General features: G+C 68.6%; 23 protein-coding genes. 16 read left to right on the plus strand and 7 right to left on the minus strand.

The genetic code is table 11. The annotated features are described in order from the left end of the window. The 3 genes from V7050_RS01230 to V7050_RS01240 form a co-directional block, all read left to right on the plus strand. Positions 1-649 (plus strand): ABC transporter permease (locus V7050_RS01230; RefSeq protein WP_324410184.1); only part of this gene is annotated, 649 nt, incomplete at its 5' end. Position 650: 1 nt separating this feature from the next. Then, the gene (locus tag V7050_RS01235; protein WP_324365567.1) at positions 651-1859 is read left to right on the plus strand and encodes an RSP_2647 family RNA methyltransferase; all 1209 of its coding nucleotides are present in this window, start codon (positions 651-653) and stop codon (positions 1857-1859) included. Next, complete coding sequence (locus V7050_RS01240) at positions 1856-2404, plus strand: RSP_2648 family PIN domain-containing protein (RefSeq protein WP_324365566.1); 549 nt, start codon at positions 1856-1858, stop codon at positions 2402-2404. Before V7050_RS01235 ends, V7050_RS01240 begins: the two co-directional genes overlap by 4 nt. 100 nt (positions 2405-2504) lie before the next feature. On the opposite strand, the gene V7050_RS01245 is transcribed toward V7050_RS01240, so the two are convergent. Continuing rightward, the gene (locus V7050_RS01245) at positions 2505-2870 is read right to left on the minus strand and encodes a hypothetical protein (RefSeq protein ID WP_324365565.1); all 366 of its coding nucleotides are present in this window, start codon (positions 2868-2870) and stop codon (positions 2505-2507) included. 172 nt (positions 2871-3042) lie between these two features. On the opposite strand from V7050_RS01245, the gene ppsA reads away from it, so the two are divergent. Further along, positions 3043-5421, plus strand: coding sequence for a phosphoenolpyruvate synthase (gene ppsA / locus V7050_RS01250; protein ID WP_324365564.1), 2379 nt, complete (start codon positions 3043-3045; stop codon positions 5419-5421). A 503-nt stretch (positions 5422-5924) separates the two neighbouring features. Here ppsA and V7050_RS01255 read toward each other — a convergent pair. Both V7050_RS01255 and V7050_RS01260 read right to left on the minus strand, forming a co-directional pair. After that, positions 5925-6992: a patatin-like phospholipase family protein gene (locus tag V7050_RS01255; protein WP_324365563.1), complete on the minus strand. Its 1068-nt coding sequence runs from the start codon at positions 6990-6992 to the stop codon at positions 5925-5927. Beyond that, the gene (locus V7050_RS01260; protein WP_324365562.1) at positions 6989-7774 is read right to left on the minus strand and encodes a 3-hydroxybutyrate dehydrogenase; all 786 of its coding nucleotides are present in this window, start codon (positions 7772-7774) and stop codon (positions 6989-6991) included. Before V7050_RS01260 ends, V7050_RS01255 begins: the two co-directional genes overlap by 4 nt. Before the next feature lie 306 nt (positions 7775-8080). Between V7050_RS01260 and V7050_RS01265 the strand changes: the two genes are divergently transcribed. Beyond that, positions 8081-9880, plus strand: coding sequence for an extracellular solute-binding protein (locus tag V7050_RS01265; RefSeq protein WP_442885313.1), 1800 nt, complete (start codon positions 8081-8083; stop codon positions 9878-9880). 55 nt (positions 9881-9935) lie between these two features. Here the strand turns inward: V7050_RS01265 and V7050_RS01270 are convergent, their stop codons facing one another. The 4 genes from V7050_RS01270 to V7050_RS01285 form a co-directional block, all read right to left on the minus strand. Beyond that, on the minus strand, positions 9936-10730 hold the full coding sequence (locus tag V7050_RS01270; protein ID WP_324367113.1) for an NAD-dependent epimerase/dehydratase family protein: 795 nt from the start codon (positions 10728-10730) through the stop codon (positions 9936-9938). Beyond that, positions 10730-11554 carry a glycosyl transferase gene (locus V7050_RS01275; RefSeq protein WP_324367115.1) on the minus strand — a complete coding sequence of 275 codons (825 nt, stop codon included), beginning with the start codon at positions 11552-11554 and terminating at the stop codon, positions 10730-10732. The genes V7050_RS01270 and V7050_RS01275 overlap by 1 nt, the downstream gene beginning before the upstream one ends. A gap of 12 nt (positions 11555-11566) precedes the next feature. Next, positions 11567-12784, minus strand: a complete 1218-nt coding sequence (locus tag V7050_RS01280) for an NAD-dependent epimerase/dehydratase family protein (protein ID WP_324367117.1) — start codon at positions 12782-12784, stop codon at positions 11567-11569. Positions 12785-12886: 102 nt separating this feature from the next. Further along, positions 12887-13594 carry a DUF502 domain-containing protein gene (locus tag V7050_RS01285; protein WP_324367119.1) on the minus strand — a complete coding sequence of 236 codons (708 nt, stop codon included), beginning with the start codon at positions 13592-13594 and terminating at the stop codon, positions 12887-12889. A gap of 458 nt (positions 13595-14052) precedes the next feature. On the opposite strand from V7050_RS01285, the gene rpsB reads away from it, so the two are divergent. The 11 genes from rpsB (at position 14053) to fabZ (ending at position 25009) form a co-directional block, all read left to right on the plus strand. Continuing rightward, positions 14053-14844: a 30S ribosomal protein S2 gene (gene rpsB / locus V7050_RS01290; protein WP_324367121.1), complete on the plus strand. Its 792-nt coding sequence runs from the start codon at positions 14053-14055 to the stop codon at positions 14842-14844. An 81-nt stretch (positions 14845-14925) separates the two neighbouring features. Then, on the plus strand, positions 14926-15801 hold the full coding sequence (gene tsf / locus V7050_RS01295) for a translation elongation factor Ts (RefSeq protein WP_324367123.1): 876 nt from the start codon (positions 14926-14928) through the stop codon (positions 15799-15801). Positions 15802-16077: 276 nt separating this feature from the next. Continuing rightward, the gene (gene pyrH, locus V7050_RS01300) at positions 16078-16830 is read left to right on the plus strand and encodes a UMP kinase (protein ID WP_324367125.1); all 753 of its coding nucleotides are present in this window, start codon (positions 16078-16080) and stop codon (positions 16828-16830) included. Between the two features lie 26 nt (positions 16831-16856). Then, a complete protein-coding gene (gene frr, locus V7050_RS01305; RefSeq protein ID WP_324367127.1) occupies positions 16857-17417 on the plus strand; it encodes a ribosome recycling factor in 561 nt (186 codons plus the stop codon). Positions 17418-17463: 46 nt separating this feature from the next. Further along, positions 17464-18195: a polyprenyl diphosphate synthase gene (uppS, locus tag V7050_RS01310; RefSeq protein WP_324367129.1), complete on the plus strand. Its 732-nt coding sequence runs from the start codon at positions 17464-17466 to the stop codon at positions 18193-18195. After that, entirely contained in the window at positions 18192-19010 is an 819-nt protein-coding gene (locus V7050_RS01315; RefSeq protein ID WP_324367132.1) for a phosphatidate cytidylyltransferase, read from the plus strand. The genes uppS and V7050_RS01315 overlap by 4 nt, the downstream gene beginning before the upstream one ends. Positions 19011-19016: 6 nt before the next feature. Next, positions 19017-20198, plus strand: coding sequence for a 1-deoxy-D-xylulose-5-phosphate reductoisomerase (dxr, locus tag V7050_RS01320; protein ID WP_324367134.1), 1182 nt, complete (start codon positions 19017-19019; stop codon positions 20196-20198). A gap of 3 nt (positions 20199-20201) precedes the next feature. Then, on the plus strand, positions 20202-21545 hold the full coding sequence (gene rseP, locus V7050_RS01325; protein WP_324367136.1) for an RIP metalloprotease RseP: 1344 nt from the start codon (positions 20202-20204) through the stop codon (positions 21543-21545). 64 nt (positions 21546-21609) lie between these two features. Beyond that, positions 21610-23931 (plus strand): outer membrane protein assembly factor BamA, encoded by a 2322-nt coding sequence (bamA, locus tag V7050_RS01330; RefSeq protein ID WP_324367138.1) that lies wholly within the window; start codon positions 21610-21612, stop codon positions 23929-23931. A 3-nt stretch (positions 23932-23934) separates the two neighbouring features. Beyond that, entirely contained in the window at positions 23935-24513 is a 579-nt protein-coding gene (locus V7050_RS01335; protein WP_324367140.1) for an OmpH family outer membrane protein, read from the plus strand. A 10-nt stretch (positions 24514-24523) separates the two neighbouring features. Next, entirely contained in the window at positions 24524-25009 is a 486-nt protein-coding gene (fabZ, locus tag V7050_RS01340) for a 3-hydroxyacyl-ACP dehydratase FabZ (protein ID WP_324367142.1), read from the plus strand.

Raw genomic sequence — 25009 nt, forward strand, 5'->3', positions numbered from 1 at the left:
GGTCGGGATGAGGCTGCAGCTGCCCTTCCTCGTTGTGGCGATGGGATTCGCGATCGCGGTGCCCGCCGGTCTCTCGCGGGCGCGCAGGGTGCCGGTCGTCTCGCCCCTGATCAACGGCTATGTCTATCTCTTCCGCGGCACACCCTTGCTGGTGCAGACCTTCCTGATCTATTTCGGCCTGGCGCAGTTCGAATGGATCCGCGACAGCTGGGCCTGGACCTTCCTGCGCGACCCCTGGTGGTGCGCCTTGATCGCCTTCTCGCTCAATTCGGGGGCCTATGGGACCGAGATCATCCGCGGCGCGATCGTGACCACCGGCAAGGGCGAGCTCGAGGCCGCATGGGCGCTGGGCCTTTCGCGCCGTCAGGTCGACTGGCTGGTGCTGATGCCCTCGGCACTCCGCCGCTCGCTTCCGCAATACGGCAACGAGGCGGTCTTCATGCTGCAGGGCTCGGTGGTCGCGAGCGTCATCACGCTCCAGGACATCCTCGGGGCCGGGCGCACGCTCAATGCCCGATATTACCTCGCCTACGAGGGTTTCCTCGCGGCCGCGATCCTCTACATGGCGATAACCTTCCTGCTGGTCCTGGCGTTTCGAGGCCTCGAAAGCCGCTACCTGCGCCATCTCCGGCCGCGTGGAGTCAGGTGACGTGACGACGACCGAAGATCCCTCCCGCCCGGTCGTCCGGCTCCGGCCGAATGTCGATCCAAGGGCCCTGCGCCGCGGCGTACCCTGGGTCTACGCCGATCAGATCGTGCTCGACCGGCGCAGCCGCGCGATCCCCGCGGGCTCCATCGTGGAAGTGCAGGATGCCGGGCGCAGCCCGATCGCGCTCGCCGCCTTCAACGCCGCGTCGAAGATCGCCCTGCGGATCCTCGACCGCGATCCCGGGGCCGCGATCGGCCCGGAGTGGTTCGCCGCGCGACTCCGCCGGGCCCTGGCCCTGCGCGAGGCGCTCTTTCCGGTGCCCTATTACCGGCTCGTCCATGCCGAGGCCGACGGGCTGCCCGGGGTGGTGGTGGACCGGTTCGGGTCTGCCGCGGCGGTGCAGCCCAATGCCGCCTGGGCGGAGGCGCATCTCGAGGATCTGGTGACGGCGCTCGTGGCCGTGACCGGGGTCACGGAGGTCTTCAAGAACGGCAGCGGCCGGGCACGCGGGCCTGAAGGGCTCGACGAGGATTCCGCGCTGATCCGCGGCAGCCTCAACGGTCCGGTGGAGGTGCCGATGAACGGGGCCATCTATCTCGCCGATCTCGCGCAGGGCCAGAAGACCGGCCTCTATTTCGACCAGCGGCCGAACCACGCCTTCGCCGCCCGGCTCGCCGGCGGGCGCCGCGTGCTCGACGTGTTCTCCCATGTGGGGGGCTTCTCCCTGGCGGCGCTGGTGGCGGGTGCGGCTTCGGCAGTCGCCGTCGACGGATCCGCGCCCGCGCTCGAGCTCGCCCGCGGCGGTGCGGAGCGGAGCGGCGTTGCGGATCGTTTCGAGACGCGGAAGTCGGACGCCTTCGCTGCAATCGAGGCTATGGCGGTGGAGGGCGAACGGTTCGGGCTGGTGATCTGCGATCCCCCGGCCTTCGCGCCGTCGAAATCCGCTCTCGAAGCCGGGCTTCGCGCCTATGAGCGGCTCGCGCGGATGGCCTCGGCCCTCGTCGAGCCGGACGGATTCCTGGTGCTCTGCTCCTGCAGCCACGCCGCCGATCTCGCGACGTTCCGGTCGGCCTGCCTGCGCGGCATCGGCAGGGCAGGGCGCTCGGCGCAGATCCTGCACACCGGCGAGGCGGGGCCGGACCATCCGGTGCATCCCGCACTGGCCGAGAGCTGCTATCTCAAGGCTTTGTTCTTCCGGCTGGGTCCGTGAGGGTCCTGCTCGATGCCTGCGTGCTCTTTCCCAGCGTCCTGCGCGAGATGCTGCTGGGCGCCGCGCGGACCGGGGCCTTCCTGCCGCTCTGGTCGGACCGGATCCTCGAGGAATGGGCGCGCGCGACCCGTCGCCTTCCTGCCGGCGCCGAGGCGGTCGCCCGCGCCGAGATCGCGGCGATGCGCGCGGCCTGGCCCGAATCCGAAGTGGCATTGGACGAGGACCTGATGCGGAGGCTCTCCCTGCCCGACCCGGACGACCGGCATGTGCTGGCGGCGGCGATCGCGGCGGGGGCGGACGTGCTGATGACCCTCAATCGCAGGGATTTCCCGCCCCGGACCCTCGCGAGGCACGGCCTGCTCCTGCGCGAGCCGGACAGCTTCCTGACCGAGCTGCACCACGAAGGATTCGACATGGCCGCGGTGGCGTCCGATGTTCTGACGCGCGCGGAATCCGTCTCCGGTCGGGCGCAGGCCCTGCGCGGCCTTCTCAAGCGCGCCGGGTTGCCGCGGCTCGGCAAGGCGCTCGCGGCGCACCCCTCGTGATCCGGGTGCGCGGGACCTCCGGCGCCCCGATCCGGGATGCGGGCCGCGGATGCGATCGACGGGGCGCAGGGCAGTGCCGCTGCCGCTTCGGAACCGGGTCCTACCGATAGCCTTTCTGGCGAATCGCGAAGACCCTGAGCAGGGCGCCGATGAGCGCCAGTGCGGCCGTGGGCGCGCGTGCGACGCCGATGACCTCGTCGTCGTCGCGTGCTCCCGATTCGCGCAAGGTGCAGGTCCATTGACTGTCCGGCAGCCGCAGGGCACCGGAGAGCGACACCGACCATCCCGGCAGTTCGCTGGCCACGAGCCGCAGGGCGGCATCGGCCGAATCGATCACGCCCGCGGTGGCTCCCGCGGCATGGCCGCTCGCGGCCAGCCCCTCGAGGACCGCGAGTCCGAGCGGCAGATCCGCATGGCTCGCGGCCTCGATTCGATCCACGAGCGCCTGTATCTCCTTGCCGGACATGGGTGATCCTCTCGATTCCTAGGACATGGACCGAAGCATGCTCTGCCCGGCCCCGGTGTGGCCGATTGCAGCGAAGCTATCGGATCGCAGGTCGGGCCATATTGACGGAGATCATGGCGATGGCGGCTTTTTTTGTCAAAGAGGCCGACATGCTAGGAAGCGAAGGGCAGGGATGATGGACAAGCTGCGGAGCGTCGTCTGGTTCGAGGATCTGTCCCGCGGGGACGTCGGATTGGTCGGCGGCAAGAACTCGTCGCTCGGCGAGATGGTGCGCACCCTCGGCGAGCAGGGCATCCGCGTGCCCCCCGGTTTCGCCACGACCGCGGATGCCTTCCGCTCCTATCTCGACGCGAACGGCCTCAACGAGACGATCGCCGAGACGATGGCGCGGCTGAAGGCCGGGAAGGTGACGCTCCAGGAAGCCGGCCAGTCGGTCCGCAAGGCCATCGCCGCCGGCGACTGGCCCGAGGAGATCCGCGATGCGATCCTGGCCAACTACCGCGCGCTGTCGGAGCGCGCCGGCAAGACCGACGTCTCCGTTGCCGTCCGGTCCAGCGCGACGGCCGAGGATCTGCCCGACGCCAGTTTCGCCGGCCAGCAGGAGACCTTCCTCAACGTCCGCGGCGAGGCCTCGCTGCTCGATGCCTGCCGCCGCTGCTATGCCTCGCTCTTCACCGATCGCGCCATCACCTACCGGAGCGTCAAGGGCTTCGACCACAGCCAGGTGGCGCTCTCGGTCGGGGTGCAGCAGATGGTGCGCTCCGATACCGGCGGCGCGGGCGTGATGTTCTCCATCGATACCGAATCGGGCTTCGACAAGGTGGTGCTGATCAACGCTGCCTGGGGGCTCGGCGAGAACGTGGTCCAGGGCGCGGTCACGCCGGACGAATACGAGGTCTTCAAGCCCCTCCTCGACACCCCGGGCCTCTCGCCGGTCATCGAGAAGAAGCTCGGCGCCAAGGAGCGCAAGATGATCTATGGCGGCGAGGCCAGCGACACGCGGAACGTGCCGACCTCCAAGGCGGAGCGCGCGGCCTTCGTCCTGAGCGACGAGGAGATCATCGAGCTGGCGCGCCAGGCCTGCACCATCGAGAAGCATTACGGCCAGCCGATGGACATGGAATGGGCGCGCGACGGCGACACGGGCGAGCTCTTCATCGTCCAGGCGCGGCCGGAAACCGTGCAGTCCCGCGCCGAGGCCGGGGCGCTCAAATCCTATACCGTCAAGTCCCACGGCCGCGAGCTGCTCACCGGCCTCAGCGTCGGCGAGGCCGTGGTGGCGGGGCGCGTCTGCCTGATCGAGCACGCCCGGGACATCGGCCGCTTCGTCGACGGATCGATCCTCGTGACCGGCACCACGGATCCCGACTGGGTGCCGATCATGAAGCGCGCCGCCGCCATCATCACCGACCACGGCGGCCGGACCAGCCATGCCGCGATCGTCAGCCGCGAGCTCGGCGTGCCGGCGATCGTCGGCACCGGCACGGCGACCCATGTGCTGCATGACGAGCAGGAGGTCACGGTCTCCTGCGCCGGCGGCGACGAGGGCGCGATCTACGAGGGCATCTCGGATTACGTGGTCGAGGACCTGCGTCTCGACACCATCCCCAGGACCCGCACCAAGATCATGCTCAACCTCGCCAATCCGGCGGCGGCGTTCCGCTGGTGGCGGCTGCCCTCCGAGGGCGTCGGCCTCGCGCGCATGGAATTCGTCGTCAACAACGCGGTCAAGGTGCATCCCATGGCGCTCGTGCGCTTCGACGAGCTCGAGGACGGGGGCGCCAAGGCCGAGATCGCCGAGCTGACCCGCTCCTATCCCGACAAGACCGAGTATTTCGTCGAGGAACTGGCGCGCGGGCTCTCGCGGATCGCGGCGGTGGTCTATCCCAAGCCGGTGATCATCCGGATGAGCGACTTCAAGACCAACGAATACGCCGAGCTCCTGGGCGGGCGGCAGTTCGAGCCCGAGGAAGAGAACCCGATGATCGGCTTCCGCGGGGCCTCGCGCTATTATTCCGAGCGCTACCGCGAGGGCTTCGCGCTGGAATGCCGGGCGATCAAGCGGCTGCGCGAGGTGATGGGCTTTGACAACGTGGTGATGATGATCCCCTTCTGCCGGACCACGACCGAGGCGGACCGGGTGCTGGAGGTGATGGCCCGGAACGGGCTCGAACGCGGCAGGAACGGCCTGCAGGTCTATGTGATGTGCGAGATACCGTCGAACGTCATCCTGGCGGCGGAATTCGCCAAGCGCTTCGACGGCTTCTCGATCGGCTCCAACGACCTCACCCAGCTCACGCTCGGCGTCGACCGGGATTCCGAATCGCTGGCCGCGGTCTTCGACGAGCGCGACCCGGCGGTGCGCTGGATGATCGAGACGGTGATCGAGCGCGCCCATGCCGCCGGGGCCAAGATCGGCTTCTGCGGCCAGGCGCCGAGCAACGATCCGAGCTTCGCCAGGCTCCTCGCCGGCGCCGGGATCGATTCGATCTCCGTGACGCCCGACAGCTTCATCCGGGTCAAGCAGCAGGTCGCAGCGGCGGAAGGCTAGGGACCGACCGATCGGAGGGAATCGCCGGCCGGAGGGTGTCCCGGAGAGCGTGCGCGCGCGCACGGGTCGTAACTGTCTAAAATATAAGGTGTATTTCCGGCGTTAACTTTTGGCCGCCGGCGGGCAGTGCCTCGAGGGCCGGGTCTTGCCCCTGAGATCCGAGCCGGCGCCGTCGCCCCGGGTGCAACGGGAATTGACGGCGAGGCCGCTGGTATCAGACTTCTCCGGGTGATCGCTTCGGACCGGCGCCCGGCGCCCGTGGCGGCGCTGCTTTCTCTTCGCGGATTTGGCAGGTGACAAATCCGTGCGCGCCTGCCTGCCCCCGGCAGGCGCGACGAGCGCGCCCGCCAGGCATGCGCGCGCGGATTGCCCGGCGACGGTGCAGCACGACCCCCCTCGACCTTCGCGCTCGCGCGCTGCGGCCGACGAACCGGCGCGAGGCAGTGCCTCGCTGGTGCCGGTTCGGAATATCCCCTGGCCGATCGATCTAGCCTTATGTCGTATCAGACGGTCGCGCCTTCGGAGGTGAACATGCCCCGGAGGTCCACCGAGGATCGCCGGCCGATGTGCCGCAGGTTGCGGGCGAGAAACCCGTCCATGGCCGCGCGTCCGGCGTCCTTGAGCTGCAGCAGCAGCGCCCGGTTCGGCGTCATCTTCGAGGCGATGCCGAGCTGGGTCATCAGCGCGTCGTCGCTCACGGAATGGACGTGGTTGCGCTTCATCGCGCCCTCGGCGATGATCCCGCGTTCGATCAGCCGGTTGACGAAATCGATGTTGCGCAATTCGCGCAGCAGCGAAGCGTTGAAGCTGATCTCGTTGATGCGGTTCAGGATCTCCTGGGAGCTTCGCGGCAATTCCTCCCGATGGATCGGGTTGATGTGCACGATGACGATGTCGGGGCATTTCGTGCGATAGAACAGCGGATAGAGCGCGGGGTTGCCCATGTAGCCGCCGTCCCAATAGGCCTCGCGCCGCCCGGTGCGGTGATCGTCGATCTCGATGGCCTGGTAGAGCGTCGGCAGGCAGGCGGAGGCGAGGATCGCGTCGGTGGTGATCTCCTTGCCCTGGAACACCCGCGGCTTGCCGTTGCGCACGTTGGTCGCGGTCACGAAGAGCTTCGGCCCGCCGGTCGCGCAGACGTTCTCGTAATCGAGCAGGTCGTCGACGATGCTGCGCAGCGGGTGGTAGTTCACGGGATTGAACTGGTAGGGCGAGAGCACCCGGGTGATCGCTTCCGAGGCGAGGGCGGCGGGGCTGAGCTCGAGCGCCCTGGCGATGAGCGAAGGCGAGGGCGAGACGGCGCGCAGCCAGTCCATGATGGCGTCGGACATGAAGCCGTCGAGGCCCGCGATCCGCAGCCAGAAGCGCGCGAGCGCGTCCCGCGCCCCGGCATTGCCGCCGGTCATCCAGCCGTGCTTCAGCGCGGCGGCGTTCATGGCGCCGGCCGAGGTGGCGCTGATCCCCTCGATCTCGATGTCCTCGTCCTCGAGCAGCCGGTCGAGCGCGCCCCAGGTGAAGGCGCCATGGGCGCCGCCGCCCTGGAGCGCGAGATTGACGACGCGCCGGGTCAAAGCGCGGTCCAGCCGCCGTCGACGGAGAGCGTCGTGCCGGTGATCTGCTCGGCGGCGGCGGAGCAGAGGAAGGCGACGCAGCCGCCGATCTGGGCGGTGGTGGCGAATTGCTTGGAGGGCTGGCGCTCCAGGAGCACCTCGCGGATCACCGTCTCGCGATCCATGCCGTATTTCTTCATCGTGTCGGGGATCTGCGCCTCGACCAGCGGCGTCAGCACGTATCCCGGGCAGATCGCATTCGCGGTGATCGGCTCTTCGGCAGTCTCCAGTGCCGCGACCTTGGTGAGCCCCACGAGCCCGTGCTTGGCCGCGACATAGGCCGATTTGAACGGCGAGGCGGTGAGCCCGTGCGCGGAGGCGATGTTGACGATCCGGCCCCAGCCCTGGGCCCGCATCAGCGGCAGCGCCGCCGCCGTGGTGTGGAAGGCCGAGCTGAGGTTGATCGCGATGATGGCGTTCCATTTCTCGACCGGGAATTCGTCGATCCCGGCGACAAACTGGATCCCGGCGTTGTTCACGAGGATGTCGAGCGATCCCATCGCCTCCCTGGCCTTGGCCACGAGGCTGCGGCAGGCCTCGCCGTTCGACATGTCCGCCGCGACATAGACCGCGCGCACCTTGTGCTCGGCGGCGATTCGCTCCGCGAGCGCGTGATCCTCCGGATTGTCGGTGAACGAGTTCAGCACGACGTCGCTGCCAAGCCGGGCCAGTTCCTCGGCGATGCCGAGTCCGATCCCCGAGTTCGAGCCGGTGATGACGGCCGTCTTGCCTGCCAGAGTCATGGGTCCGACGCTCCTCTCAAATGCTTTTCACGAGCCGGAGTCTATATGTTGCGCGTGCGAATAGGAATGCCCGCCGCAGGGCGGTGCCCGGTCGATCGGGGAGGGTCCGGATGCCCAAAAAAAGACGCCCTCCGAGGAGGGCGTCAAGTCGTTGAGGCAGGTTTCATACAGGCAAGAAACCTATCGAGCAGTGGAACCCTTATACGAAATCAATGGTCTATCGCCAAGACAAAAATTGGTGGTGCGGGGGCGGTGCGGGGCCGCTAGAGTGCCCGAAAGCCAATCAACCTCTGGGATGTGACGCAAATGACACGCATGATCGGGCGGGTCGTGGCGGGGTTTCTGGCGCTGGTGCTGGGGACGACCCTCGCCGCGGCGGAGCCGTCTCACGGCATAGCTATGTATGGCGATCCGTCGCTTCCACCGGATTTTGTGTCGCTGCCTTACGCGAATCCCGATGCGCCGAAGGGCGGGACGATCGTTTTCGGCGAGACCGGCGGATTTGACTCGCTTAATCCCTATATTCTGAAGGGCCGGGCGCCCTGGGGCATCCAGTCCCATGTTTTCGAGACGCTGATGGCGCGAAACTGGGACGAGCCCTTCTCGCTCTACGGGCTGCTCGCCGAATCGATCGAGACGGGTCCGGAGCGGGAATGGGTGGCCTTCACCCTGCGGCCGGAGGCGAAATTCTCCGACGGCAGCCCGGTGACGGTCGAGGACGTGATCTGGTCCATGGAGACACTGGCCGAAGAAGGTCAGCCAAGATACCGCAACGCCTGGGAAAAGGTCCGCAGCATCGAGCAGACCGGCGAGCGGTCCTTCCGGCTGGACTTCAGCGAGCCCGACAGCGAATTGCCGCTGATCATCGGCCTGCGCCCGATTCTCAAGAAGGCCGATTGGGAGGGCGTGGATTTCGCGCAGAGCAGCCTGCGCGTGCCCACCGGCTCCGGCCCCTATAGGATCGGCGCCTTCGAGCCCGGCCGCTACATCCGCTTCGAGCGGAATCCGGAGTATTGGGGCCGCGACCTGCCGATCAACCGCGGGCTGAACAACTTCGACACCATCCGCTACGATTATTTCGTCGATTCCGGGGTGCTCTTCCAGGCCTTCACGGCCGGCGCGCTCTCGGTCTACCGCGAATCGAGCCCGGCGCGCTGGGCGAGCGAGTTCGGCTTCCCGGCGGTGACCTCGGGTGCGGTCGTCAAGGCCGAGATCCCGCATGGACGGCCCTCGGGGATGGAGGGATTCGTCTTCAACCTGCGCCGTCCGGTCTTCGAGGACTGGCGGGTGCGCGACGCGCTGCTCCATGCCTTCAACTTCGAATTCGTCAACCGGACGCTGAACGGCGGCGCCTTCCCGCGCCGGACGAGCTATTTCGCCAATTCGGAACTGGCGATGGGCGAGGGGCCGGCGGAGGGGCGGGTGCGCGCGCTGCTCGAGCCCTTCGCGGACAGCCTGCTGCCCGATGCGCTCGAGGCCTATGCGCTTCCCGCCTCCGACGGCTCGCCGCGCAACCGCTCCAACATGCGCCGGGCGGCGCAGCTGCTGGCCGAGGCCGGCTGGACGGTGCAGGAGGGCGTGCTGCGCGACGCCTCCGGCGCGCCCTTCGCCTTCGACATCCTGCTGATGAACGGACAGGACGAGGCGGTGACCAATGTCTTCGTGGATGCGCTGCGCCAGCTCGGCATCCAGGTCGGCGTCCAGTTGGTCGACCAGGCCCAGTACAACGAGCGCCGCAACGACTACGACTACGACATGATGATCAACACCTGGAACATGTCGCTCTCGCCCGGCAACGAGCAGATGCTCTACTGGGGCAGCGCCGGCGTCACCGAGCCCGGCACCCGCAACTACATGGGGGTGGCGAGCCCGGCGGCGGAGGCGATGATCGCCCATATGCTCGAGACCCGCGACGAGGCGGAATTCGTGGCCGCGGTCCGGGCGCTCGACCGGGTGCTGACCACGGGGCGCTACGTGATCCCCTTCGGCTTCCCGGACGTCAGCTACGTCGCCTACAAGGCCGACCTGCGCCACCCCGAGGTGCTGCCGGTCTACGGTGACTGGATCGGCTGGCTGCCAGAGGTCTGGTGGCAGGAGCCGGGCTGAGCGCCGGCGCGCGGCCTCCAACGGTTCGATATCGAAATGAATCCTCCGTGGAGGTTCATTTCCCGCCGAAGCTTTCGGCCAGGAAGGCTTCGAGCCGCGGGAGGCCGCCGGGGCGCCAGCCGAGGGCGCGCAGGCGGTCGGTGGCCATGAGGCCGGGCGGCGGGCCTTCGGCGCGCGGCGGCGGCGGATGCGGGCAGCCGGTCAGGGCCCGGACGCGGGCGATGAGCTCGTGGCGGTCGAGCAGGATGTCGGAGGCGTTGAAGGCGCCGGTCTCGCGCCTGTCGAGCAGGAGCAGAACCGCGGCGGCGAGGTCGGCGCCGTGCAGCTCCGTGGCGAGCCGCGGCGCGATGCCTTCGCCGCGCAGATAGGCGGCGAAGAGCGGCCGCCACTTGTCGCCGCCATAGACGCCGGTGGCGCGCAGGCTCGCCCCGCGCGGACCGAGCGCGCGCTCGGCCTCGAGCTTGACGCGGCCATAGAGCGAATCGGGGGCAGGCGCATCGGTCTCGCGCAGGGTCTCGCCCCGGCGCTGGTCGCCGTAGACCGCCCGGGACGAGAGGAAGACGATGCGGGCGGGGCCGGCCGCGTCAAAAAGCCGCAGGCTGCCGTCGAGGTTCAGCCGGCGGAAGCCCTCGGGATCCGCGCCCTCGCCGCCGCGATAGGCGCCGGGGACATGGGCGAGCGCGAGATGGACGAGCGCATCGGCGGCGGGCAGGCGCGGGGCGGGGTCGGCGAGGGTCCAGGGTAGGTCGCCGCTGCGGCCGAGCCTGGTGACGCGGTGGCCGGCGGCGGCGAGCGCGGGGACGACGAAGCGGCCGACCGTTCCGGTGGCGCCGGTGACGAGCACATGCATCAGGGGTCGGGCAGCTCGGGCAGGGCCGCGTCGTCGTGGAAGGCGCGCCAGAGCGCGATCAGGGGCGCGAGCCGCGCGGCCTTGGGGTTGGCCGGATCCCAGGGCTTCTCGTACTGGAAATGCAGGATGCGGATCAGCCGCCAGTCCCAGAGCTCGGGCAGGTTCAGCCAGACGTATTGCAGCAGGTTGTCATAGACCGGCAGCCCCTGCCATTCGGGGAAGAACGCCTCGAGGAAGGTCTGGTCGGTGCGCTTCCAGAAGGCGCCGGGCGCGTCGAGCCGGGCGAGCATGGCCGCAAAGGTGGCCGGGGAGGGGCGGGCGGCGAAGACGCCCGAATTGAGGCGGCGGAAGTCCGCGAGACTCGCGTAGACATTCGGGGCGGCGGAGAATTCCGGATAGTGGAAGAGCCGGTCCACGGGACGCAGCACGATGGCGTCGGCGTCGATGAAGACGGCGCGCTCGTAGGGCAGCTGCCAGAGCCGGAGCTTGACGAAATTGTCGAGCGGCGTGTGGAAGGCCGGTTTCCCGCCCTTGGTGAAGGGGTTGCGCCCGTGGATCTCGGACCGCGCATGCGCCGCATCGAAGGCCTCCGAGGTCGGCAGGAGGTCGCAGGCCGCGAGCCGCGCGCCCAGGGCGGCGAGCCCGGCCAGCGCCCCGGCCCCGATACCCCCGGTATGGAGCACCACGATGTCGGCGGCCGTTCCCGTGCGCCGCAGCGAGCGGATCAGCGCCACCGCCCCGGGAAGGTAGGCGGCATTGGTCACGAGGGTGACGAAGGCGCGGCTTCCGCCCGGCGGGCGGTCGAGGACCGGCGCGCCTGCCATGGTCGCCGCGCCTCAGGCCGATCGCAGCCCGCGGTGCTCGGGATCGTGCTCCACGAGGTTCGCGATCTCGCGGGTCCAGGCCGAGACCGAGGGGATGCGGCTGCGGTCGACGCGATAGGAATAGCGCCGGGCGACATCGACCACCTCGGCGAGAAGGCCCTCGCGCAGGGTGATGGGGTCGAGCCCGAGCGCGAGGAACCGGTCGTTGCGCACCACCAGCTCGTTCTCGGCGGCTTCCTTGCGCGGGTTGGGCAGCCAGGCGATGTCTGCGCCGGTCATCTCGGCGACCAGCTCGGCGAGGTCGCGCACCCGGTGGGTCTCGGTCATCTGGTTGAAGATCCTGACCCGCTCGCCGCGCTTCGGCGCGTCCTTCAGCGCCAGCTCGATGCAGCGCACCGAATCCTGGATATGGATGAAGGCGCGCGTCTGGCCGCCGGTGCCATGCACGGTCAGCGGGTAGCCGATGGCGGCCTGGATGAGAAACCGGTTTAAGACCGTCCCGTAATCCCCGTCGTAGTCGAAGCGATTTATCAGCTGCACATGCCGGCGGGTCTGCTCGGTATGGGTGCCCCAGACGATGCCCTGGTGCAGGTCGGTGATCCTCAGCCCGTCGTTCTGGGCGTAGAACTGGAACAGGATCTGATCGAGGCTCTTGGTCATGTGGTAGATCGAGCCGGGACGTGTGGGATAGAGGATCTCCTGGCGCACGGTCTCGCCGCCGAGCGTCTCGATTCCGACCGGCAGGTAGCCCTCGGGGATCGCCGCGCCGATCGTCGAATAGCCGTAGACCCCCATGGTGCCGAGATGCACCAGATGCGCGTCGAGCTCGACCTCGACCAGCGCGTTCAAGAGGTTGTGGGTGGCGTTGACGTTGTTGTCGACCGTGTAGCGCTTGTGACGGTCGGATTTCATCGAATAGGGCGCGGCGCGCTGCTCGGCGAAATGGATGATCGCCTCGGGGCGGTGCTCGCCCAGCCAGGACTTCAGGATCTCGTAGTCGCGGGCGAGGTCGATCAGGTGGAAGCGGATGCGCCGCCCGGTCTCGGCGTGCCAGATGCGGGTGCGCTCCTGGATCGAATCCATCGGCGTCAGCGACTGGACGCCCAGCTCGGTGTCGATCCAGCGCCGGCTGAGGTTGTCGAGGATATGAATCTCGTGGCCGAGGTCGCTGAGGTGCAGCGCCGTGGGCCAGCCGACGAATCCGTCGCCGCCGAGGATTGCGATCTTCATGGCGTCACTCCGATCCCGATGCATTCGCCGAGACTTAGCGGGCTTCTGCGACAGTTTATCGACAGCGAGGGGCGGAATCCATGCGCGCCGCGCCCTGCGCGGTCAGGCGCCGGCCTTGGCGACCTTCGGCGGCGCGGTGCCCGCGGCCTGGGGGCGCTCGGGGGGCGAGACCAGCCCCGCCGAGATCACCAGCTTAGCCGCTTCCTCGATGGTCATGTCGAGCGGGACGATGTCGCGGCGCGGCACCAGCAGCAGGAAGCCGGAGGTCGGGTTCGGCGTCGTGGGCAGGAAGACGCTGATCAGGTCCGGCTCGCCGGTCTTGACCGGGATCTCGCCGCGCGTCTCGGTCGAGACGAAGGCGATGGCCCAGAGGCCCTTGCGCGGATATTCGATGAGGCAGGCCTGCTGGAAGGAGGTGTTGGTCTGGCTGAAGATCGTCTCGGCGATCTGCTTCAGCCCGTTGTAGATCGAGCGCACGATGGGCATGCGCTCGACGATGCGCTCGCCGAAATGCAGCACCTGGCGGCCGATGATGCCCTTGGCCAGCGCCCCGACGAGGGTGGTGAAGACGAGGAAGACGATCAGCCCGAGGCCGAAGATGTTGCGCCCGAAGACGTTCTCGGGATTGTATCCGGCCGGGATCAGCGGCACGACCTTGTCGTCGATGAAGCCGATCGTCGCCCAGACGAGATAGATCGTCAGGAACATCGGCAGCACGACGACCAGCCCGGTCAGGAAATCCCCGCGCAGGCGCTGGATCAGCGTCGGCCTTGGGGGGCGCATTGCACGCCGGATCGGACGCTTGGCCATGGATTCCTTCCTGAAGCCCGGATTTATCTAGAGATACCGGCGGCAGCGCACAAGCGGCGCGATCGGGTCCCGGGATTCCAGGGGAGTCGGGCGGATCCCTCACGGGGCGCGCTCAGCGTCACCACCCCGCCCGGCGGGCACCGCCGGGCAGCGCTCGCCCCGCCCGTCACGCCAATGGCGTGCCTACGGCACGACGCGGTTGCTTCGCTTCCGCCCGGGTCGGGCGCTGCCCTCATCTTGTAGCGGGGCGGTCGAAAGAGGAAAGGACGAGCGTCGGATACAATCGCCCCGCCGGACCGGACGCCGGGGCTTGCCAAGGCCGGGCATTCCGTCTAACAGCCCTGCGATCAATCCGCAGGCGGGGACGCGGTTGCCGGGGGAGACATCCCCGGCGATCCACCGGTTGGGCCGAAGGGCTCTTCCCCCGCCGAGGCGAAACCGGAAAGGAAACGACGACCATGGCTCTTCCCGAGTTCACTCTGCGTCAGCTGCTCGAAGCCGGCGTGCATTTCGGCCACCAGACCCACCGCTGGAACCCGCGCATGGCGCCGTATATCTACGGCGACCGCAACGGCATCCACATCATCGACCTGACCCAGACGGTGCCCCTGCTCGACGCGGCGCTGCAGGCGGTGCAGCAGACCGTGTCCAAGGGCGGCCGCATCCTCTTCGTCGGCACCAAGCGGCAGGCGCAGAAGGCGGTGTCCGACGCGGCCGAGCGCTGCGCGCAATACTACATCAACCACCGCTGGCTCGGCGGCACGCTGACCAACTGGAAGACCGTCTCGAACTCGATCGCGCGGCTCAAGGCCATCGACGAGAAGCTGGAGAGCGGCGCCGAGGGGCTGACCAAGAAGGAGCGGCTCGGCCTCGAGCGCGAGCAGTCCAAGCTGCAGAAGTCGCTGGGCGGCATCCGCGAGATGGGCGGCACGCCGGACATCCTCTTCGTGATCGACACCAACAAGGAGGATCTGGCGATCCTCGAGGCGAAGAAGCTCGGCATCCCGGTGATCGCGGTGCTCGACAGCAATTCCTCGCCCGACAGCATCGATTTCCCGATCCCGGGCAACGACGACGCGGCGCGGGCCATCGAGCTCTATTGCGATCTGGTCGCCCGCGCGGCGATCGACGGCATGGCGGCGCAGATGGGCGCGGCCGGGGTCGACATCGGGGCGCTCGAGGAGACGCCGGTGGAGGAATCGCTCGACGAGGCCCCCGCGGAAGCCGAGAGCGACGCCGCCGAGGCCTGAGCCGATCCCGAAGCGCCGTGCCGGCCGCGACCGCGCCGCGGCGCTTCGCCCTTTGCAAACAGACGATCTAGGAGAGCGATGATGTCGATCAGCGCGACGATGGTGAAGGAACTGCGCGACGCCTCCGGCGCGGGCATGATGGATGCCAAGAAGGCCTTGACCGAAACGGACGGCGACATGGAGGCGGCCATCGACTGGCTGCGCACCAAGGGCTTGGCCAAGGCGGCGAAGAAATCCGGCCGCACCGCGGCCGAGGGCCTGGTCGGGGTCGCCGTCAGGGGCGGGGTCGGCGTCGCGGTGGAGGTGAACTCCGAGACCGATTTCGTCGCGCGCAACTCGGACTTCCAGGCGATCGTGCGGGCGATCGCCGAGGTGGCGACCGGCTGCAACGACATCGAGGAGCTCCGGGACGCGCCCATGGACGACAAGACGGTGCAGGATGCGGTGACCGCGAAGATCGCGACCATCGGCGAGAACCTGCATCTGCGCCGCATGGCCTCGGTCGAGGGCGGGAGCGTCGCCTCCTATGTCCACAACGCGGTCGCCGAGAACCTCGGCAAGATCGGCGTGCTCGTCGCGCTGAAGGGAGCCGACAATGGCATCGGCAAGCAGATCGCCATGCATATCGCGGCCACCAACCCGGCCTCGCTGTCGGAGGCCGATCTCGATCCGGCGCTGGTCGCGCGCGAGAAGGCGGTCCTGACCGAACAGGCGCGCGAGAGCGGCAAGCCCGAGGGCGTCATCGAGAAGATGATCGTCGGCCGCATGAACAAGTTCTTCGAGGAAGTCACGCTGCTCAAGCAGAAATTCGTGATCAACCCCGACATCAGCGTCGGCCAGGCCGCGAAGGAAGCCGGGGTCGAGGTGGTCGGATTCGCGCGCCTCGCCGTGGGCGAGGGCGTCGAGAAGGCCACCGAGGATTTCGCCGCCGAGGTGGCGAAGACCGCGGGCCGCTGATCGCGCCCCGCCGCACCGCCCGACTCGGGCCGCCGCTGCGGCCCGGGGGCAGGGATGGCCTCGTCTGCCGACGTGACCGGGCCCGCTGAAGTTTCGCGCGGGACGGTCGTGCCGGGAACCGGGGCTGTCAGATACAGATGTCCTGCCGGGGGCGGGGCCGCAGGGCGCCGTTTCGAAGCGGCCGCCCGCCCGCGCGATCCCGGCTTTTCGCATTGAACATCGGATCGATTTCCGACATTTTGCCGGCCGAACCGCCGACAACCGGAGAATGCTGGCATGACGGAGAGTCTTGCGACCATTGTGGCACCGGTCGTCCGGCCCGGATACAGGCGCATCCTGCTCAAGATCTCCGGCGAGGCGCTGATGGGGCCGCAGTCCTACGGGCTGCATCCCCCGACGGTGGCGCGCATCGCCGGCGAGGTGAAGGCGCTGCACGACCTCGGCGTCGAGATCTGCATGGTCATCGGCGGCGGTAACATCTTCCGCGGGCTCCAGGGCTCGGCCCAGGGCATGGAGCGCACCACGGCCGATTACATGGGAATGCTCGCCACGGTGATGAACGCGCTGGCGCTGCAATCGGCGCTCGAGGCGCGCAAGGTCTATACCCGCGTCATCTCGGCGATCCCGATGGATCAGGTCTGCGAGCCCTATATCCGCCGGCGGGCGGTGCGGCATCTGGAGAAGGGCCGCGTCTGCATCTTCGCCGCCGGCACCGGCAATCCCTATTTCACCACCGATACCGCCGCGACGCTGCGCGCCTCGGAGATGTCCTGCGAGGCGCTCTTCAAGGGAACGCAGGTCGACGGGGTCTATGACAGCGACCCCAAGAAGAACCCGGACGCCCGCCGCTACGACCGCATCAGCTACGACGACGTGCTGCAGAAGAACCTCAAGGTGATGGATGCCTCGGCGATCGCGCTGGCGCGGGACAATGCGCTGCCGATCATCGTCTTCTCCCTTGACGAACCGAACGGATTGGCCGGCGTGGTCCAGGGCCGCGGGCGGTTTACCATTGTTGAACCCGGCTGAGTTAGAGCCGGGGCGAGGAGACGGCCATGTCGGAGGAGGATATTGACATCGACGCGCTGGAGAAGCGCATGGACGGGGCTCTCAATGCGCTCAGGAGCGAGTTCGGCTCCCTGCGCACCGGGCGCGCCTCGGCCTCGATGCTCGATCCGGTGACGGTGGAGGCCTATGGCTCGCCGATGCCGGTCAACCAGCTCGGCACGATCACCGTGCCCGAGCCGCGCATGGTGCTGGTGAATGTCTGGGACAAGGCGCTGGTAAACGCGGTGGACAAGGCGATCCGGAATTCCGGCCTGGGGATCAATCCCCAGATGGACGGGACGATCCTGCGGCTGCCGATCCCGGAGCTCAACGAGGAGCGCCGGCGCGAGCTCGCGAAGGTCGCCGGGCACTACGCCGAGCAGGCGCGCATCGCGGTGCGCAACGTGCGACGCGACGGGATGGACCGGATCAAGAAGGCCAAGTCCGACGGCATGGCGGAGGACGACCAGAAATTCTGGCACGACGCGATCCAGGAACTGACCGATGCCCATATCGGCAGGATCGACGCGGCGCTTGCCACCAAGCAAGAAGAAATCATGCAGATCTGAGAGGCCGGGCATGCCGGCGATCGAGTAAGAGGTAGGGTCGAGCGAAATGTATACGGGTGAGCGATCTGATGCGCCGGAGCAGCCGTCGCATGTGGCGATCATCATGGACGGCAACGGGCGCTGGGCGGAGAGCCGCGGCCTGCCCCGGCTGCAGGGCCACAAGCGCGGCGCCGACCGGGTGCGCGAGATCGTCGAGGCCTGTCCCGATCTCGCGATCACCCATCTGACGCTCTTCGCCTTCTCGACCGAGAACTGGAAGCGGCCGCCCTCCGAGGTGATCGGCCTGATGCGGCTCTTCCGGCGCTACATCAAGAAGGAGGGCGCGCGGCTGGTGGCCGAGGGCGTGCGGGTGCGCTTCATCGGCGGGCGGGAGGCGCTCGACGCCGATCTGCGGGCGCTGATGGCGGGGCTCGAGATGCAGACCGCCGGCAACGACCAGCTGCACCTTACCGTCGCGATCAACTACGGCGGCCGGGACGAGATCCTGCGGGCAACCCGCCGGGTCGCAGAGGCGGTCCGGGCGGGGCGGCTTCTGGCCACCGAGATCTCGCCCGAGGTCATCGAGCGGCATCTCGACACCGCCGGATTGCCCGATCCGGACCTGATCCTGCGCACCTCCGGGGAGTTCCGCGTCTCGGGCTTCCTGCCCTGGCAATCGGCCTATTCCGAATTCGCCTTCGTCGATACCCGCTGGCCCGATTTCACGGCCGAGATCTTCGCGGCGCAGGTGCGGGGATTCGCCCGCCGCGAACGCCGCTTCGGTGCCGTGGCTGGATGACCGATTCGAGGCCGAAGCCGGTCCGGTTCGGCGATCTCGGTGTCCGGCTGGCATCAGGTCTGGCCATTCTGGCGGTGGCGCTCGCCGGCGTCTGGGCCGGCGGCCTCTGGGCGCTCGCGCTGGGCCTCGCCCTGCTTCTGCTCCTGCTCTGGGAGCTGCATCGCATGGTGACGGGCGACCAGGGCTTCGCCGCCCCGGCCATGCTCGTCCTGGCGGCCGCCGCGGCGGCTTCGGCGATCGCAACCCATGCCGGCCTGCCCATGCTGGCGCTGGCGCTCCTGCTCGCGGGGGCGGCGGTTCTCGTCCCCTTCGCGGGCCGGCGCGCCGTCTTCCTCGGCGGCGGGCTCGTCTACATGGGGGGCGCGGTCTCGGCGCTGCTCGCCCTGCGGGCCGAGGCGCCGGACGGTCTCGCCGTCGTCCTGTGGCTCGTCTTCGTGGTCGTCGCCGCGGATGTGGGGGCCTATTTCGTCGGGCGCTCGCTCGGGGGCCCGCGCCTCTGGAAGCGGGTGAGCCCCGGCAAGACCTGGTCGGGCGCCCTGGGCGGTCTGCTGGCCGCGGGGCTCGCGGGCCTCGTCTGCGCGCTGCTCGCGGGATGGCCGCCCTTGCGGGTGCTCTCGATCAGCATCGGCGTCGGCATCGCGTCGCAATGCGGCGACCTCCTGGAATCCGCGCTCAAGCGGCATTTCGGCATCAAGGATTCGAGCCGGCTGATCCCCGGCCACGGCGGGGTGATGGATCGGCTCGACGCGCTGATGGGCGGCGCGCTCTTCTATGCCGTCCTGCGGTTTCTCGGCATCGCCGTCAGCGGGACCTGAGCGCCGATGCGGCGAAAGGTGAGCATCTTCGGCGCGACCGGATCCGTGGGCCGGAACACGGTCTCGCTCCTCGAGGCCCAGGGCGGGCCCGAGGCCTATGAGGTCGTCGCACTCAGCGGCGCCTCCAACATCGCGCTGCTCGCGGACCAGGCGCGGCGGCTGCGGGCGCGCATCGCGGTGACCTCGGATGCGGGGCGGCTGGAGGATCTGCGCCGGGCGCTGGAAGGATCCGGCATCGAGGCGGCCGCCGGGACCCCGGCGCTGCTCGACGCCGCGAGCGAGCCCGTCGACTGGGTGATGTCGGCGATCGTCGGCGCCGCCGGCCTCGCGCCGGGGATGCGGGCCGTGCGCAATGGCGGCGTGCTGGCGCTGGCGAACAAGGAGAGCCTCGTCTGCGCGGGGGATCTGCTGCAGGCGGCCTGCAAGGCGCATGGCACGGCGCTCCTGCCGGTCGACAGCGAGCACAGCGCCATCTTCCAGGCCCTGCGCGGCGAGGCGCCGGAGGCGGTCGAGCGCATCGTCCTGACCGCCTCCGGCGGGCCGTTCCGCGACTGGGATCCCGCGGAAATGGCGCGGGCGACGCCGGCGCAGGCGCGCGCGCATCCCAACTGGGACATGGGCGAGCGCATCTCCATCGACAGTGCCACCATGTTCAACAAGGCGCTCGAGGTCATCGAGGCGCATGTGCTCTTCGGCGTGGCTTCCGCGAGCATCGAAGTCCTCGTCCACCCGCAATCGATCATCCATTCGATGGTGGGGTTCCGCGACGGCTCGATCATCGCCCAGATCGGCCCCTCGGACATGCGCGGCGCGATCGGATTCGCGCTCAACTGGCCCGAGCGGCGCGGCTTGCCGGTGGAGCGGCTCGACTTCGCGGCCCTGGCGCGGCTCGACTTCGCCGCCGCGGACCAGGCCCGCTTCCCGGCGCTGCGGCTCGCGCGCGAGGTCATCGCGGCGGGGGGGCTGACGGGGGCGGTCTTCAACGGCGCCAAGGAGGCGGCGCTCGACGCCTTCCTCGCGGGACGCATCGGCTTCCTTGACATGGCCCGACTCGTTGAACATGTGCTCGGGGAACTCGCAACGGACGCGGCCGCCACGGAAAGCTACGGCCTCGACGACGTCCTGACCCTCGATTCGGAGGCCCGCGCCCGGGCCGGAGCCTGGGTCGTTTCACGGAGCAGTTGCTGACACATGGATCTCATCGCCAACATTCCGCTGATCGGCGGGTTCCTCTCCACCGTACTGCCCTTCGTGATCGTGCTCGGGATCGTGGTCTTCGTGCATGAATACGGCCATTACATCGTCGCGCGCTGGTGCGGCATCCGCTCGGAGGTCTTCTCGATCGGCTTCGGGCCGGTGATCTGGTCGCGCAGGGACCGGCGCGGCACGCTCTGGCAGGTCGCGGCGCTGCCCCTGGGCGGCTACGTCAAGTTCCTGGGGGATTCGGACGGATCGAGCCGGGCGGATGCGGTGACGCTCGACCACATGGCGCCCGCGCAACGGGCGCAGACCTTCCACGGGGCGAGCGTCGGCCGCAGGATGCTGACGGTGCTGGCGGGGCCCTTCGCGAATTTCCTGCTGACCATCGCCGTCTTCGCGGCGATCGTGATGTGGCAGGGCGTCCCGACCGAGCGGCCGACCATCGGCGAGATCCAGGTGCAGACGGGCGACGGCCAGCCGCTTCTTCCCGGCGACGTGGTGCTCGAGGTCAACGGCGCGCCGGTCGACGGCTTCGATAGCATCTACCGCGCGGCGCTCGACATGCCCGAGCCGGGGCCGATGCAATTCCGGGTGGAGCGCGACGGGTCGCGGATCGACGTCGAGGCGCCCTATGCCTTCCCGGCCCTGATCGCCGGCATCTCGCCGCTCTCGCCGGCCAGCAAGGCCGGCCTGCGCGCAGGCGACCTGGTGCTCTCGGTCAACGGCCGCCCGGTCACCGCCTTCGAGGACTTCCGCCAGCAGGTGATGCAGTCGCTCGACGAGACGCTCGCGCTCGAGGTGCTGCGCGACGGGGGCAGCGTCACGCTGACGGTCACCCCGACCCTGCAGGATGCCGAAGACGGCGACGGCGGTTTCGAGAAGCGGCCGATGATCGGCGCGGCGGGGGCGCCGCTCTACCTGCCGGCGACCGAAACGCCGATGCCCTGGACGGCGGTCGGCTACGGCGCCCTGCGCATGGTCGACGTGATCACCCGGTCGCTCAACGGGCTGAAGCATGTCATCACCGGCGAGATCGGCGCGGACAACCTCCAGGGCCCGCTCGGCATCGCCCAGATCTCCGGCGAGACCGCCCAGCAGGGCTTCGTGAACTTCGTGGTGCTGATCGGCGTGATCTCCACGGCGATCGGCATGCTCAACCTCTTCCCGATCCCGGTGCTCGACGGCGGGCATTTCATGGCCTTCCTCTTCGAGGCGGTCCGTGGCCGGCCGCCCAGCCCCGCGGCAATGCAGATCGCGATGTCGATTGGCCTTGGCTTGATCCTGCTCCTGATGGTATTTGCTACCTACAACGACATCATGCGCATGATGAGTTGATAACAGGGCGGTGAACCGCCCGGCAGAGCAGAGGGGCTAGAGGCCGATGGGGCAGCGGCAGTGTATGCGGGCCATTCTGCGCCTGTGCGTGGTGGTGGCGCTTCTCGTCACGGTCCTTCCCTCACCCCTGACCCAGGCACAGGGTACGGCGGTCTTCAGCCGGATCGACGTCGCCGGCAACGAGCGCATCGAGGCCGATACGGTCCGGGTATTCTCCGGCATCGAGCCCGGCGAGCCGGTCAGCCCGGAGGATCTCAACCTCGCGGTGCGGCGCCTCTTCGATACCGGGCTCTTCGAGGACGTGACCGTGATGCCCCAGGCCGGAAGGCTGGTCATCACCGTGGTCGAGAACCCGACGATCAACCAGATCGCCTTCGAGGGCAACAATTCCATCGACGACGAGGAGCTGACGAATGTCGTCGAGCTGCGCCCGCGGCTCGCCTATTCCGTGGCGGCGGCCGAGGCCGACGCGCAGCGCATCGTCGAGGCCTACCGCCAGTCGGGGCGGTTCTCGGCCAGCGTCAATCCGGTCATCATCCGCCAGTCCGACAATCGCGTCGATCTGGTCTTCGAGATCTTCGAGGGCCGCTCCACCCAGGTCCAGCGCGTCAGCTTCACCGGCAACGAGGCCTTCTCGGACCGCCGCCTTCGCCGGGTGATCGAGACCAACCAGGCGAACTGGCTGAGCTTCCTCTTCGGCGGCACCAACTACGACGCCGACCGGCTGGAACTCGACCGCGAATTGCTCCGGCAGTTCTATCTCCAGCGCGGCTATGTCGATTTCCGCGTGCTCTCCTCCACGGCGGAGCTCTCGCGCGAGCGCAACGGGTTCTTCCTGTCCTTCACGGTGTCGGAAGGCGCGCAATACCGGTTCGGGCAGATCGGGGTCGCCTCGGCGATCCCCGGGCTCGACGCCACCGCCTTCGAGCCGCTGCTCGGGCCGGTGCTCGGCAACGGCGTCTACAACGTCAAGAACGTCGACACGGTCATCGAGCGCATTACCTTCCAGGCCGGGCAGCAGGGCTATGCCTTCGTCGACATCCGGCCGATCGTCGACAAGGACGAGGCGAACCGGATCGTCAACATCACCTTCGAGATGACCCCGGGCGAGCGGGTCTTCGTCGAGCGGATCGACATCACCGGCAATACCCGCACCCTCGACCGCGTCATCCGCCGGCAGTTCGACATCGTCGAGGGCGACGCCTTCAACGCCCGCGAGATCCGCGACGCCGAGGACCAGATCCGGGGCCTGGGCTATTTCTCCACCGCGACCGTCTCGGTGCGCGAGGGCACGACCCCCGACCGCGCGCTGGTGCTCGTGGAGGTCGAGGAGCAATCGACCGGCAGCCTCAACCTCGGCGGCGCCTATTCGACCAACGAGGGGCTGACGGCGCAGATCGGCATCACCGAGCGCAACTTCCTCGGCCGCGGCCAGACCGTCTCCGCGACCATCGCCGCCAACAAGGAATTCGGCAATTTCGAGTTCGGCTTCGTCGAGCCGGCGCTCTTCGATCGCGACCTCCTGGCCGGCTTCAGCCTCTACTACCGCCAGCGCGACTTCTCCGAGCAGACCTTCCAGCAGTCGAACGCCGGTTTCGAGCCGCGCATCGGCTATCCGCTGAGCGAGAACGGCCGGATCGTCTGGCGCTACCGCCTGTCGCAGGACGACATCTACAATCTCGCGGACAATACCTCGCGCATCATCTTCGCCGAGGAGGGCTCGCTGATCACCTCCGCGGTCGGGGCCACTTACGCCTATGACCGGCGCAATTCGGTGGTCGACCCGACCGCGGGCTTCATCATGACGCTGAACCAGGAATTCGCGGGCCTCGGCGGCGACGTGACGCATTCCAAGACCCGCGGGACCGCGCGGGTCTATTCGAGCCTCTTCGACGAGCAGGTGGTGCTCTCCGCCGAGCTGGAGGGCGGGGCGATCTTCTCCGACCAGGGGACGCGGATCACCGACCGCTTCAATGCCGGCGGCGACAGTTTCCGCGGCTTCGCCCGGAACGGGCTGGGACCGCGCGACGAATGCGACGTCGGCCAGTGCCTTGCGCCGCAGCAGGACCTAGAGGTCGATGAATCCCTCGGCGGCAATTATTACGGAATCCTGCGGCTCGACGCGAGCTTCCCGCTGGGCCTGCCCGAGGAATACGGCATCTACGGCGGCGTCTTCGGCGACGTCGGGTCGCTCTGGGGCCTCGACGACACCGACGGCAGCATGGGGCAAGTCGATGCCAGCATGCACCTCCGCTCCGCGGTCGGCGTGAGCCTCTTCGTCGATACCCCCTTCGCGCCGCTGCGGTTCAACTACGCCGTGCCGATCAAGAAGGTCGATACCGACGTGGTCGAGCGGTTCCGCTTTTCCATCGAGAGCCGGTTCTGAGCCGTGTTCGGAGGCTTGCGCTGGAGCCTGCTTGCACTGGCGCTCGCGCAAGGCCCCATCGCCGTGGAGTGCCGCGCCCAGACCGAGCCGGCGGCGGCCTCGTCCTTCCTGCTGGTCAATCAGGAGCGCCTCCTGACCGGCTCGCTGCGCGGCCAGGCGCTGCTGGCGGAGGAGGAGGCGGAGCGCGACAAGCTGCGGGCCGAGGCGCGCTCGATCGACGCCGCCTTCGAGGCCGAGGAGCAGAAGCTGACCGAGTCGCGCGCCGAGCTCGACCCGGCGGAGTTCCGCAAGCTCGCGGACGATTTCGATCAGCGGGTGGTGGCGGCGCGCCGGGACCAGGACGCGCGCTCGGCGGCGCTCGCGAGCGAGTTTGACCTCCGGCGGCGACAGTTCTACGCTTCGGTGGCGCCGATCCTGGTCGAGGTGATGGCGCGGCACGAGGCCAAGGCCATCTTTGACGAGAACAGCGTCCTGCTCGCGGCACAGGAACTCAACATCACCGAGGAAGTCATTGCCGAAATCGATGCCGCGCCGGGCGATCCCGCCCCCGAGGCAGCCGAGCCCCCGGCGACGACGGAATGAGGAGAGCGGCATGAGCCTGGCAATCGATCCCGATCTCGGCAGCGTGGACGTCAACGCGATCAAGCGGATGATCCCGCACCGCTACCCGTTCCTGTTGATCGACCGCGTCGTGAACATCGAGCCGCACAGATCCGCGGTGGGGCTCAAGGGCGTCACGGTGAACGAGCCGCATTTCGAGGGCCATTTCCCCTCCCGCCCGGTGATGCCGGGCGTGCTGATCGTCGAGGCCATGGCCCAGACCGCCGCGGTCCTCGTCGTGCGCACGCTGGGGCAGATGGACAGCGACCGGCTGGTCTATTTCATGAGCATCGAGGGCGCGAAGTTCCGCAGCGTGGTCCAGCCCGGCGAGATGCTGGAGCTGCATGTGGAGACGCTGCGCGGCCGCAGCAAGGTCTGGAAGTTCAAGGGGGAGGCGCGGGTCGGCGACCGGCTCTGCGCGGAGGCGGAGTTCACCGCGATGATCATGTCGCCCGAGGACGCCGAAGCGAAGGGCTGA

Source organism: Amaricoccus sp. (assembly GCF_036846665.1).
Taxonomy (GTDB): domain Bacteria; phylum Pseudomonadota; class Alphaproteobacteria; order Rhodobacterales; family Rhodobacteraceae; genus Amaricoccus.